General features: G+C 70.6%; 9 protein-coding genes. 4 read left to right on the forward strand and 5 right to left on the reverse strand.

All coding sequences use genetic code 11. The features are described 5' to 3' along the window. The 3 genes from VF697_RS20600 to VF697_RS20610 form a co-directional block, all read left to right on the forward strand. Positions 1-1212 (forward strand): lamin tail domain-containing protein (locus tag VF697_RS20600; RefSeq protein WP_331097518.1); only part of this gene is annotated, 1212 nt, incomplete at its 5' end. A gap of 86 nt (positions 1213-1298) precedes the next feature. After that, positions 1299-2171: a DUF1206 domain-containing protein gene (locus VF697_RS20605; protein ID WP_331097520.1), complete on the forward strand. Its 873-nt coding sequence runs from the start codon at positions 1299-1301 to the stop codon at positions 2169-2171. A 73-nt stretch (positions 2172-2244) separates the two neighbouring features. Next, entirely contained in the window at positions 2245-3108 is an 864-nt protein-coding gene (locus VF697_RS20610) for a DMT family transporter (protein ID WP_331097522.1), read from the forward strand. A 109-nt stretch (positions 3109-3217) separates the two neighbouring features. Here VF697_RS20610 and VF697_RS20615 read toward each other — a convergent pair whose 3' ends face one another. Together VF697_RS20615 and VF697_RS20620 are read right to left on the reverse strand one after the other, a co-directional pair. Then, entirely contained in the window at positions 3218-4906 is a 1689-nt protein-coding gene (locus VF697_RS20615) for an FAD-dependent monooxygenase (protein ID WP_331097524.1), read from the reverse strand. A 43-nt stretch (positions 4907-4949) separates the two neighbouring features. Further along, positions 4950-6032, reverse strand: coding sequence for a dipeptide epimerase (locus VF697_RS20620; protein WP_331097526.1), 1083 nt, complete (start codon positions 6030-6032; stop codon positions 4950-4952). A gap of 144 nt (positions 6033-6176) precedes the next feature. On the opposite strand from VF697_RS20620, the gene VF697_RS20625 reads away from it, so the two are divergent. Then, entirely contained in the window at positions 6177-6605 is a 429-nt protein-coding gene (locus VF697_RS20625; RefSeq protein ID WP_331097528.1) for a cereblon family protein, read from the forward strand. Here VF697_RS20625 and larC read toward each other — a convergent pair. From larC to pulA, 3 genes are all read right to left on the reverse strand, one after another. After that, positions 6589-7761 (reverse strand): nickel pincer cofactor biosynthesis protein LarC, encoded by a 1173-nt coding sequence (gene larC / locus VF697_RS20630; protein ID WP_331097530.1) that lies wholly within the window; start codon positions 7759-7761, stop codon positions 6589-6591. The two genes, VF697_RS20625 and larC, sit on opposite strands and share 17 nt — an antisense overlap. A 16-nt stretch (positions 7762-7777) precedes the next feature. Beyond that, on the reverse strand, positions 7778-8530 hold the full coding sequence (larB, locus tag VF697_RS20635; RefSeq protein WP_331097532.1) for a nickel pincer cofactor biosynthesis protein LarB: 753 nt from the start codon (positions 8528-8530) through the stop codon (positions 7778-7780). A 101-nt stretch (positions 8531-8631) separates the two neighbouring features. Beyond that, complete coding sequence (gene pulA / locus VF697_RS20640; RefSeq protein WP_331097534.1) at positions 8632-12405, reverse strand: pullulanase-type alpha-1,6-glucosidase; 3774 nt, start codon at positions 12403-12405, stop codon at positions 8632-8634. Positions 12406-12553: the final 148 nt, after the last annotated feature.

Consider the following 12553-nt stretch of genomic DNA (forward strand, 5'->3'; position numbering starts at 1 on the left):
CACCTGAAAGCCTTCAGCAACTACGACGACTACCTGGACCGCCAGACCGCCTCCCAGAGGCTCAAGGAGTACCTGGACACGGAGCTGTCCACTGCACGCGTCATCGTGCTCGGCGACTGGAACGATGACGTGGACAAGTCCATCTCGAGAGACTCCACGGGCGTTTACCGGCAGACGCCCTTCCAGAACTTCCTGGACGCTCCGGCCTCGTACACCTTCGTCACCCAGCCGTTGACGAACCAGGGGAGCACGGTGTCCAACGGCTCGTTCATTGACCACCAGCTCGTCACCGACGAACTGCTGGCCAACTATGTGAGCAACTCGGCCCGGGTGCTCAAACCGAGCATCTTCAACTACGGCAACACCACCTCGGACCACTACCCGGTGCTCAGCCGCTTCACCTTCAGCGTGGAGCCCCCGCCCCCGCCGCCCGTCGGGTCGTTGCGGCTCCTCTCGCCCAATGGCGGAGAGCAGCTCACGGGAAGCACGGCGCAGTACATCACTTGGACGGCGGACGGCGTCAGCAACGTGCGGCTGGAGTATTCAAAGGATGATGGCGCGACGTGGCAGGTGGTGTCCTCGAACTATCCCGCCTCGCTTGGACAGTACCCGTGGACCCTGCCCCCGACTCCCACCGCCTTGGCGCGCTTCCGGGTGAGCGATGTGTCGGCGCCGAGCGTCACCGACGACAGTGACTCGACGTTCGAGGTGGTGAAGCCTCCGGTGTTCATCAACGAGTACATGCCCTACGAGCCTGCACTCCCCGATGGCGGCCGGGACTTCGCACAGCAGTTCGTGGAGGTGGTGAACGACGCCACGGAAACGGTGGACATCAGCGGCTGGATGGTGAACGACCTCAGCGGATACAACAGCACCGGCCCGGCCCGGCATGTCTTCCCCTCCAGTACGCAGCTCGCGCCAGGAAGCGCCATCGTCATTTTCTCGGGGGCTTCGGCTGTCCCCGATGGCAGCACGAACGCGGTGGTGGCCACCGGCGGTGGGTTCTTCTTCAATAAGAACGACGAGCGTGTCTACCTCCAGGACAACCTGAAACAGACCGTGGACGAGACTGGCTATCCGTCCGCCACTGAAGCCGTCTCGTACAACCGCAACCCCGATGGCGCCCGCGATGGAGGCTTCGTGCTGCACACCACGCACAATCCAACGCTCGGCTCCTCGCCCGGTCGGCGGGCGGATGGAGGCACCTTCTAGGCTCGTCCCCGCAGTGCCTACCTTCCCCCGAAGATCGCTGCACTGCCGGACGATGCCTCCGGGCTCTCCGGTGAGGGGGGCAAGGCATGGCGAACGAGATGGGCCGGAAGGCGTCGGAGCTGAAGCAGCGGGGAGACCGCCTCGGACGGGAGGCGGTGCGCAGTCCCTGGACGGAGCGACTGGCCCGTCTGGGCTACCTGGCCAAGGGCGTGGTGTACGCGGTGGTCGGAGTGCTCGCGCTCCAGGTGGCCTTTGGCACCGGCGGGGAGATGACCGACACCCAGGGCGCGCTGGCCACGCTGGCCCAACAGTCCTGGGGCAAGGCGCTGCTGGCCGTGGTGGCGGTGGGCCTCGTGGGCTACGTCCTCTGGCGCGTGGTGCAGGCCTGGATGGACCCGGACGGCAAGGGCACCGATGCGAAGGGCCTCGTCACGCGGGCGAGCTACCTCGTGAGCGCGGCGCTCCACGCCTCCCTCGCGGTGGCGGCCTTCCGGCTGGTGCTGGAGACGGGCGGCGTTGGCTCCCATGGAGACCAGAGCGCCCAGTCCTGGACGGCCCGGTTGATGTCGCAGCCTTTCGGGCAGGCCCTGGTGGCCGTCGTGGGCCTCGTCATCGCCGGAGTGGGCCTCTGGCAGATGGACAAGGCGTGGAAGGAGAAGTTCCGAAGGAAGCTGCGGCTGGAGGCCATGCGTCCCCCTCAGGCCGAGTGGGCGGTGCGCATCTCCAAGCTGGGCATCCTCGCCCGGGGCGGGGTCTTCGTGCTGCTCGGCGGATTCCTCGTCCAGGCGGCGCTCACCGCCAATCCGCAGCGGGCCCGTGGCCTGGACGGAGCCCTGGAGACACTCGCGGCCCAGCCCCATGGGGCGGTGCTGCTCGCCGTGGCCGCGGCGGGACTGGTGGCCTACGCCGTCTACATGGCGGTCGAGGCCCGCTACCGGCGCTTCCAGGGCGCTCGGTAGCCCCGCCCCGCGCCTGGCCCGGCGGCGATGGCTTTCCCCGGGTGACCGGCATATGAGTCACCCGCGCCGCCCCATGCTCCGCTCCCGCCTCTACCTCCTCGCCGCCGCCGTGCTCTGGTCCACGGCCGGTGCCGCCGTGAAGCTCTCCTCGCTGTCGGCCTGGCAGCTCGCCTCCGGGCGCTCGCTCGTCGCCGCGCTGGTGCTCGCGCTCGCCATCCCCGCGGGCCGCCGCCTCCCGTCCTGGAGAGGGCTCGCGGCGTCGGTGGCCTACGCCGCCACGGTGGTGACCTTCATCCTCGCCAACAAGCTGACGACCTCGGCCAACGCCATCTTCCTGCAGGACACCGCGCCACTCTACGTGCTGCTGCTGTCCCCGCTCCTGCTGCGCGAGCGCCCCTCGCGGGGTGAGCTGGCCGCCGTGCCCGTGTTCCTGCTCGGGCTGAGCCTCTTCTTCCTCGACCAGCTCAACCCCGGGCAGTTCTGGGGCAATGTGATTGCCCTGGGCTCGGGCCTCGCCTTCGCCCTGTGCATCCTCGGGCTGCGCGCGGTGGGCGAGGAGGGCTCCGCGGTGCTGGTATGGGGCAACCTCATCGCCGGCGCGAGCGTCCTGCTGCCCGCGCTCGGCGGCCCCAAGCCCACGACACTGGACATCGGGCTGCTCGTCTTCCTGGGCGTGTTCCAGCTCGGCCTCGCCTATACCCTCTTCCAGCGGGGCCTGCGTGAGACGCCCGCGGTGGAGGCCTCGCTGCTCATCCTGCTCGAGCCGGTGCTCAACCCCGTGTGGACCTTCCTCTTCGCCGGGGAGCGACCCGGCCCCTGGGCGCTGGTGGGCGGCAGCATCATCCTCCTGGCCACGGCCTGGCGCACGCTGCTGGGCTCCCGGAGCGGCAACGCGTCCTCCCCGGGCGAGACCCCGGTGCGAGAAGGGACGGGTTGAGGTTCCGCTCGTCACCGGTGACGAGTGAAACGCTCCGGAACGGCACCAGCACTGCACTTTTGCGCCTCGCACGGCAGGAGCGCCCCAGAATGGGGCACCTCGGGCGGGCTCAGCCCGTGACACCCGCTCCCGGACTCCGCAGGGGGCGCGTCGACGGGCCCAGGCGCCGGGAGAGCTCCGCTTCGAGCCGCTTCGGCTCAAGGGGCCTCTCGCGGTGCCCCACGTACCCGTCTGGCCGTACCAGGTAGAAGCACTCCGCCCCGGCACCGAAGCGGCGATGCACCGCGCCGCTCTCGTCGGCCAGCACGAAGGGAGCCGGCGTCGCCTCACCCGCCAGCACCACGCGCGCCTTCAGCAGCGGCCCATACGCCTCCTCCAGCCGGCGTGCGAGCACCACCAGCTCGCCGCGCACCTTCGCCTCGGGCGTCAGGCCGGTGAACAGCAGCAGCGTGTGCTGGGGCCCACGCAGCACCTCGTGCAGGCGCGTCACGCCCTCCCCCTTCACCGGCAGCTCTGGCACGCGATTGCCGGGCGCGGGGCCCTCCTCCAACCGCACGCCCCCCACCTCCTCGCCCCAGATGCGCTCGGTGGTGAGCGGGCTGTTCCGGTAATGGATGCCGAGCTGCGAGACGAAGCGGGCCAGGCGGCGCTGCGCGAACGGACGGCCGAACAGGGGCCGGGCGAGGCGGGGGACCACATACGCGCGCAGCAGCCGTGAGGCGGCGCCCCCGCGTGCCACCGCGCCGAACATCCGGTCCGTCCCCTGCAGCAGCGTCTGCCCCACCGGGTGCCGCTCCAGGTCGTAGGTGTCGAGCAGCGACTCCGGCACGCGGCCCCGGGTGACGAGCGCCAGCTTCCACGCGAGGTTGTAGGCGTCCTGAATGCCCGTATTCATCCCCTGCCCGCCCGCGGGGCTGTGGATGTGCGCGGCGTCCCCAGCGAGGAACACACGCCCCCGGCGGTAGCTCGGCACGCCCCGGCGGTGCAGCCGGTAGCGCGTGAGCCAGCGCGGCTCGCTCAGGCGCGTGGACACGGGCACCATCCGGTCCACCAGCGCCTGCATCTCCTCCAGCGAGAGCGGCGACGTCTCGTTGTCCCCCGCCAGCCCTCCACGCGGGAGAATCCCGAAGATGCGGTAGCGCTTCTCCCCGGGCATGGGGAAGGCCGCCATCACACCGTGCCGGGACGGGATGATGCACAGCTCGCCCTCTCCGAGCGGCCATTCGACGCGCACGTCCGCCAGCACGCACGTGTCGTCATACGTCTCGCCCTCGAAGGAGATGCCGGCCGCCTTGCGCACCCGGCTGCGCGCGCCATCGCACCCCAGCAGCCAGCGCGCCGCCACCCGCTCCATGCCCCCCTCCGGGCGCATCAGCGTGACCTCCACGCCGCCCGCGTCCTGCCGGAAGTCCTCCAGCGACACGCCCCGCTCCACCGCCACGCCGAACGTGCCGAGGTGCTCGGTGAGCAGCGCCTCGGTGGCGTCCTGCGGGAGCATGAGCAGGAAGGGGAAGCGCGTCTCCAGCCAGGAGAAGACCTGCATGGGCACCCGCGTGCGCAGGCCTCCGGCTCCCACCACGTTGAAGGCTTCGGCCCTGCGCCCCAGCGCGACGGCCCGGTCGGCGATGCCGAAGTCGTCGAAGACCTCGAGCGTGCGCGCCTGCACCACCAGCGCTCGGGACAGCCGCGAGGGCGTCTCGAGCTGCTCCACGATGCGGCAGCGCAGGCCATGCCGCGCCAGCTCCGCGGCCATCGTCAGGCCCGTCGGGCCCGCGCCCACCACGAGTGCGTCCAACATGGAGTGCCTCCCCCTGCGCGGCCCTGGAGGACCGGTGCCCACCTCAGCCGATGTCGACGCCGTGGCCCGCCTGCACGTGCCCGACGTCGATCCGCCCCTCCTGCTGCATCCGCAGGCCGCCGCGGAAGGCGTGCTCGCGGATGAACAGGTGCGTATCCAGGTCCGCGTAGTCGAAGCCGCCCAGGCCGGCGGCGAAGTGCGCCGCGCTGCTCATGGCGAGGGTGCTCTCCACCATGCCGCCCATCATCAGCTCCATGCCCGAGGCGCGCGCCAGGTTCCACATGGCCAGGGACTCCACCACGCCGCTCTTCATCAGCTTGAGGTTGACGCCGTGCGCGCCGCCCTCGCGAGCCAGGCGCAGCACGTCCTTCGCCGTACGGGCCGACTCGTCCGCGCAGATGGGCACCCGGGACGAGCGCGTCAGCTCGGCCATGCCCTCCCAGTCCTCGCGAGGCACGGGCTGCTCGAAGAGCGCCAGGGGGATGCCGGCGGCCTCCAGCCCCGAGAGGAAGGTGCGCGCCTGCGCCACGGTGTAGCCGCCGTTGGCGTCCGCGAACAGCCGCGCGCCCGGAGCCTCCCGACGGATGACCACCATGCGCCGCACGTCCTCCTCCGCCGACAGCGCGCCTACCTTCACCTTGAGGGTGCGGATGCCGCGCGCGACGATGGCGCGGGCCGACGAGGCCGCGTGCGCCTCGTCACCGGCCGTCACCGTCATGTCGATGTCCAGCCCGGTGCCCGTCCCGCCGAAGAAGGCGAACAGCGGCATCCGGTAGTGGCGGCCCAGGGCGTCCAGCAGCGCCAGCTCGATGCCACAGCGCGCGGAGGGAGCTCCCGGGAGGGCCTCGCCCAGCCACGTGCCAATGGGGCGCCAGGCGCGGGCGTCCCGACCGAGCAGCGCCTCGCGCACGGAGGCGATGGCCTCGAGCGTGCTGGCCTGCGTCTCCCCGGACACGGCCGTGAGGGGCGCCGACTCACCCAGGCCCACCGTCCCGTCCGCCAGCTTCAGGCGCAGCAGGACGTTGTTCGCCATGTCCGGCGCGCCCGTGGCGATGGCGAAGGGCTCGGTGAGGGCCAGGTCCAGCGGCTCGAGGTGCAGGTCGGTGATGGTCGTGGGGAGGAGCATGGAGGGGCCGGTCATAGAATGATCCACCCCCGCCGGCCACCTTCTTGAGGAGCCCTTCAGCGCAGCAGCCGCTCGAACGAGGGAGCGCCGGCCCGGCCTTGCATCCGGCCCCGAGCGTGGGCAAGAGCAGTCTGGGTCCGCACCATGAATCCGCTCCCTTGGCCACAGCCCCCACCGGAGCCCCGGTGGCTCAAGGACACTCCCGCCGCGCCCGCGGAGGCGAAGCCCGCCGAGCGGGCGGAGGAGGAGACCCAGGCACGCGAGCCGCGAGCCCCGCTGTGCTGCGCGCACTGCGGCCACGTCATCACCCACGAGCGCCACCGCACCACCGTCAACGGCCGCCACACGCACACCCGCGTCAACCCGTCCGGCTTCGTCTTCCACTTCGGGTGCTTCGCCCAGGCCGAGGGCTGTCTCGTCCTCGGCCCGCCCACGGCGGAGGCGAGCTGGTTCCCGGGCTTCGTCTGGCGGATTGCCCTGTGCGCCGCCTGCAAGACGCACCTGGGCTGGGCCTTTCACGGCGAGAGCGACTTCCTCGGGCTGGTGCTGGACCGGCTCACCGCCCCGAGCTGAGCGCCGCCAGCGCGGACGCCATCACCTGCTTGAGGGGGACTCCGGAGGCCTCGGCCACCTTGCGGCAGTCCTCGAACTCGGGGTGGACGTTGAGCACCACGCCATTGCGCAGGCCGCGCTTCACCCGCACCTTGCCCCACGGCGTCTCCACCTCCACCCAGTCCCGCTCCAGCGCCGTGCGCTCCACGCGGTAGGAGCGCACCCCGAGCGTGGTGGACTCGCGCAACAGCATGTCCACCACCGTCTCCTTCGCGCCCCCGTCCACCAGCGCGCCCAGCAGGTGCCCCGGCCGCGCCTTCTTCATCGTCACCGGCGTCACCCAGGCGTCCAGCGCCCCCGTGCCCAGCAGGTGCTCGATGAGGTAGCCGAGGAGCTGCGGCGTGCTGTCGTCCAGGTTGGCCTCCACCACCCAGAGGCCCTCGGCCCGCGCCTCGGCCCGGCCCATGGACGCGCGCAGCACGTTGGGCCGGTCCCGGAAGTCCTTGGTGCCCACGCCGTAGCCGATGCGCTCCACGATGAAGTCCGGCGGCGGCTGGCCAATGCGCGTCAGCACCTTGAGCAGTGCCGCGCCCGTGGGCGTCGTCAGCTCGCCCACGCCCTCGAAGCGCACCGGCACGTCCCGGAGCAGCTCCAGGGTGGCCGGCACGGGAATGGGCATGTTGCCGTGGGCCACCCGGATGGTGCCGCTACCCAGCGGCGGGGGCGCCGCGTACACCTCGGGGTCGCCCAGCAGGTCCAACACCACCGCCGCCCCGCAGATGTCCACGATGGAGTCCACCGCCCCCACCTCGTGGAAGTGGATGGCGTCGATGGACACCCCGTGCACCTTCGCCTCGGCCTCGCCGATGGCCCGGAACACCGCCAGGGCCCGCTCCTTCGCGCGGGGCGAGAGCGTGGGCGCCGCCTCGATGAGCTGGCGGATGTCCGAGTATGCCCGGTGCGGGTGCGCCTCGCGCTCGTCCAGCACCACGTCCAGGTGCGTGCCGCTGATGGCGTGCCGCACCGCGCGGCTCACCGCCAGCTTCCAGCCCGGCACCTGCAACCCGCTCAGGGCCTGGGAAATCGCCTCTGGCGACACGCCGAGGTCCACGCCCGCCGCCAGGAACATGTCCCCGGCGATGCCGCCCACGGGCTCCAGGTAGAGAATCTTGCGCATGATGGGTGCTCCCGTCTCAGCGCCGGCCCCGCGTGCGCGAGATGAGCGCCGCGTAGAAGCCGCCACCAAAACCGTTGTCGATGTTCATCGTCGCCACGTTGGAGGCGCACGAGTTCACCATCGCCAGCAGCGCGGACACGCCGCCGAAGTTGGCCCCGTAGCCCACCGACGTCGGCACCGCCACCACGGGGATGCCCACCAGCCCGCCCAACGCGCTCGCCAGCGCGCCCTCCATGCCGGCCACCACCACCGCCGCGTGCGCGTCTTGAATCTCCTCGCGACGCCGCAGCAGCCGGTGGATGCCCGCCACCCCGACGTCGTACACGCGCTTCACCGTGGCCCCCATGGCCTCCGCGGTGACGGCCGCCTCCTCCGCCACGGGGATGTCACTGGTGCCCGCGGTCACCACCGCCACCGTGCCCGCCTTGGGCTTGCCCTGCTTCAGGTGGAAGATGCGCGCCACGGAGTGGTATTGGCCCTTGGGGTAGGCGGCCAGCAGGGCCTCGGCCTTTTCCGGCTGCAGCCGGGTCACCAGCACCGTCTGCTTGCGCTCCACCAGCGCGCCCACGATGCCCAGCACCTGCTCCGCCGTCTTCGGCTCCCCCAGCACCACTTCCGGGAAGCCGAAACGCAGGCTGCGGTGGGTGTCCAGGGTGGCATAACCCAGCTCGGCGAACGGCAAGTCCTTGAGCCGGCCCACGGCATCGTCCACGGAGACCTTGCCGCCCTTCACCTGCTCGAGCAACCGGGTGAGCGTCTTCTCGTCCATGCGCGCCCCTCTACCGCACTGCGGGGGGCGGAGGAATAGGGAGACAACACGGGGGCCGGCATTCCGCGCGCCGGCCCCCGTACCCGCGGGGCTCCTCCCCGCTACGCCCGCTGACGGCGCCGGGACCGCAGCACGCCGCCGAGGAGCACGGCCAGGGCACCAAAGGCCCCACCCCCGGTGCCGGCGCAGCCGCCGCAGCCATCATCCTCGCTCGGGGTGGCCTGAGCGTTCACGAACACCGCTGTGGTCCGGGCGGGCACGGTGAAGGCGCCGGAGGCGTCGAACGAGGCGGTCCGGACGGCCGTGTCCGAGGAGTCCGCCTGCACGGGGTGCAGCTTCATCCCACGGCCCGCGTACTCGGGGATGGGGAAGGCCTGCGCTTCGTCGTTGGCGTTGAAGAGCACCACGATGTCGGTGATGCCATCCGCGGCCGCCTCGTCCCGGAGGTTCATGACGATGAGGCCGGGCACCTGGGAGGCGCCGGTGTTGAGGAAACGCACCTTCGCCTGGACGTCCTCGGCCGTGCGCGGACGCAGGAGCGCGGCGCTCTTGCGGATGGAGAGCAGCTCCTCGAAGTGGTCGAGCGCCCGGGTGATGTGCGCCGAGCCGGGCTTGAGGTCCGGGTTGGCCAGCAGGGGCTTCATGACGGACCACTTCTCCTGGTTGTCGCCGGCGGGGGGCAGACCCACGCCCCAGTTGTTGGACTCGTAGGTGAAGTCGAGCTTGTTGAACCAGTCGCCCGAGTTGTAGCTGTTGCGGTCCATCGACTTGGAGCGCAGCAACTCGTCACCGGCGTGGAAGAAGGGGATGCCCTGTCCCAGCGCCACGAGGCTCATGGCCATGTTGTGCATGCGCACGCGCGCGTCCAGGTCGGCCGACGCGGGGGCCTTGAGCTGGATGGCATCGAACAGCGTCTCGTTGTCGTGGGCCGAGACGTAGGTGATGACCTCCTGCGGATCCACCGTGTAGCCACCGGGCTGCCCGTTGTAGTCCACCTGCGAGCCCTTCACGGTCTCCCCGGCCTTGTTGACGAGCGCGTAGTCGCGCAGGTTGCCAGCCAGGCCCACCCGGATGAGGTCCGCCTGGTGCAGCAGCTTCTCGCGCTGGTTGTCGGAGGTGCCCTGGTCCGTGCCGTTGGGATCGTACCAGAGGCCGCTGGTGAAGCCCTGCTCCTGCAGGCCGCTGAACGGGCCACCGCCGCGAGCCGCGTCCCGCAGACGGTCGCTGAACGTGCCGATGCCCGTGCCGGGCATGTTGAGCTGGGTGGCGTTCACGCCCCGCTTGTTGTTCTCCACCTCACCGAAGTTCCAGCCCTCGCCGTAGAGGTAGATCTTCGAGCCGTCCACCCCGTCCTTCTCCAGGGTGAGGGCGCGCAGCTTCTCCTGGGCCTTCACCAGGTTGGCCTTCATGTGGTGGCCCATCAGGTCGAAGCGGAAGCCATCCACCTTGTAGGCCCGGGCCCAGGTGACGAGCGAGTCCACCATGAGCTTCTCGAACATGGCGTGCTCGGAGGCGGTGTTGGCGCAGCAGGTGCTGGTCTCGACGTTGCCGTCGGCGTTGAGGCGGTGGTAGTAGCCGGGCACCACCTTGTCGAGCACGGACTTGTCCGCCAGCCCCGCGGCGTGGGTGTGGTTGTAGACCACGTCCATCACCACGCGCAGGCCGGAGTCCGAGAGGGCCTTCACCATCTGGCGGAACTCGAGGATGCGCGCGCTGCCGTCCGGGTTGACCGCGTAGCTGCCCTCGGGAACGGTGTAGTGGTACGGGTCATAGCCCCAGTTGAAGCCGTCCAGGTCGCGCACGGCGGAGATGGCGGCCTGCTGCGCCTCCGAGTCGGGGGCCATGGAGGACAGGTCGCCGGCGGGCGGCTGGTGCTTGGAGCGGTCCTCGTCGATGGTGGCGATGTCGAACACGGGCAGCAGGTGCACGTGCGTCAGGCCATGCGTGGCCAGGCGGCGCAGGTGCTTCATGCCGTTGGAGCCGGACTCGGTGAAGGCGGCGAAGGTGCCGCGCTTGTCCGCCGGCACGGTGGCATCGTTGATGCTGAAGTCGCGCAGGTGCAGCTCGTAGAGGACGATGTCCTCGGGAGCGTCCAGCGCGGGCTTGACCAGCGAGGCCCAGTCGGTGGGCGCGAGCGCCGGGTCCGCCAGGTCGACGAGCTGGCTGCGCGTGCTGTTGGTGGACAGGCTCAGCGAGTAGGGGTCGGTGACGAGGCTCTTCACGACCTTCTTCTGGGCATGGACGTACACCTCCACCTCGTAGAGGTAGAACCTGCCCTTCCAGTCCGCGCTGCCGGTGTGGCTCCAGACGCCGGTGGCCTGGTCCAGCTGCATCGGCACCAGGGCGACGGGGGTGGTGGAGGTGGAATCCGCGAACACGTGGAGGCTCACATTCCGGGCGGTGGGGGCCCACAGCTTGAGCGTGGGAGCGCCGTTCGCCCAGGAGACGCCCAGCGTCTCATCGTTGGCGTACAGCGCGTCCAGCACGCCGGGGAGCTGCACCGAGGTGGCATCCAGCAGGCGGCCCTCGGCGTCCTTGACGGAGAGGGCGAGCTGCCCCTTGAGCACCTGGCGGACGTCGATGCCGGACGCGTCGGGGATCCGCAGCGCCAGCTTGCCCGCGAGGTGCGGGAAGCGGGCCTCGACGTCCGGGGGCAGCCCCAGCAGGGCGCGCTCGAGGGTGATGGAGCTGCCGCCGGCGATGCCCGAGGGCTCCAGCGTCATGGCCCCACTCAGGTCGTGGTGCAGCGAGAAGACGGCCCCGTCCGGAACGGGCAGCTCGGGCTGCCAGACCAGCCAGTCGCCCGAGACCCAATACGCGCGGACCCGGCGGATGTTGCCGCGGGGCACGTCCACGCCCACGATCGAGTGGCTCGGGACGTGGGTGACGGGGTTGAACGAGAAGACGATCTCGGCCCCTCCCGCCGGAATGTCGAAGCTGAGGTTGCCGCCGCCGCCGTCCTTTCCGTAGCTGGTGGCCCACCCCTCGTCGAGGGCGACCTTGTACTCGTAGGAGCCCTCGGGGAGCGTCGTGGTGAAGGTGTAGAGGCCGTCCCCATCGAGGTCGTTCATCAACGAGCGCAGGCACGACGGCCGCCAATCACCATCGGAGCTCTCGCCCGGGTTGGGGGGGCACCCCAGCTCATTCTGGAAACTGCCCGCCACGGTGGCGATGACGGCGTTGGCGTTCTTGGTGCTGGTGACCCAGTGGCTCTTGGGGTCGAAGTAGAACTTGACCGTGGCCCCGCCCGCCGGGATGTCGAGGGTGATGTCGCCACCGCCGCCGTTCTGGCCGTAACTGGTGGTCCACCCTTCGTCGAGGGCCACCTTGTACTTGTACGAGCCCCCGGGGAGGTTCGCGGTGAAGGTGTAGATGCCATCCCCATCGGGGTCCTGCATCCACGAGCGCAGGCACGAGGGCTGCCAGTCACCGGGGCACCCCAGCGCCGCCTGGAAGCTGCCGGCCACGGTGGCGATGACGGAGCTCTTGTTGCCGCTGACCCAGTGGCTCTTGGAGTCGAAGTAGAACTTGACGTCGGAGTCCGCCGCGAGCGTCAGGGAGAAGGCGGCCCCATCGACCTTGCCGCCCTGGCCGTAGGTGGAGACGGAACCCGCCTCCTCGACGGCCGCACGGAACGTCCAGGTGCCCTTGCGCAGCGGGAGCACCGCCTGCCAGAGGTTGTCCTCCGCCTCGAAGGCCAGACGCGCCTCGGCGCAGGCCGTGTTGTCGGGCAGGCAGTTCAGCGCGTCCTTCACGGTCCCGACGAGCACGACGCTCGTGGGCTCGGCGGCGGCGGTGCCCGCCGTGAGGAGGGCGAGCGCGCAGAGCAGCGCCCTCGCCCGGAGCAGAGTGGGGGGTGGAGCTTCAGTTCTCATTCGGTACACCTTGTTCCGCGCACCAGCCATCCCGGGATGGAACGGCCAGCACACCGGTGGAAGCAGGAGGAGGACACCCCGGAGCGACCGCCTCGCGAGGACACGGCACCGCCGGAGGGTCCCGCAGCGTATAACAGAGAGGACCCGG

Origin of the sequence: Archangium sp. (assembly GCF_036388035.1) — a bacterium.
GTDB lineage: Bacteria > Myxococcota > Myxococcia > Myxococcales > Myxococcaceae > Archangium.

What these genes read in the sequence shown, in the direction of transcription:
- pulA (WP_331097534.1), bottom strand. Translation starts at nt 12,405, where the DNA reads ATGAGAACTGAAGCTCCACCCCCCACTCTGCTCCGGGCGAGGGCGCTG.
- larC (WP_331097530.1), bottom strand. Translation starts at nt 7,761, where the DNA reads ATGCGCAAGATTCTCTACCTGGAGCCCGTGGGCGGCATCGCCGGGGAC.
- VF697_RS20625 (WP_331097528.1), top strand. Translation starts at nt 6,177, where the DNA reads ATGAATCCGCTCCCTTGGCCACAGCCCCCACCGGAGCCCCGGTGGCTC.
- larB (WP_331097532.1), bottom strand. Translation starts at nt 8,530, where the DNA reads ATGGACGAGAAGACGCTCACCCGGTTGCTCGAGCAGGTGAAGGGCGGC.
- VF697_RS20605 (WP_331097520.1), top strand. Translation starts at nt 1,299, where the DNA reads ATGGCGAACGAGATGGGCCGGAAGGCGTCGGAGCTGAAGCAGCGGGGA.
- VF697_RS20620 (WP_331097526.1), bottom strand. Translation starts at nt 6,032, where the DNA reads ATGCTCCTCCCCACGACCATCACCGACCTGCACCTCGAGCCGCTGGAC.
- VF697_RS20610 (WP_331097522.1), top strand. Translation starts at nt 2,245, where the DNA reads ATGCTCCGCTCCCGCCTCTACCTCCTCGCCGCCGCCGTGCTCTGGTCC.
- VF697_RS20615 (WP_331097524.1), bottom strand. Translation starts at nt 4,906, where the DNA reads ATGTTGGACGCACTCGTGGTGGGCGCGGGCCCGACGGGCCTGACGATG.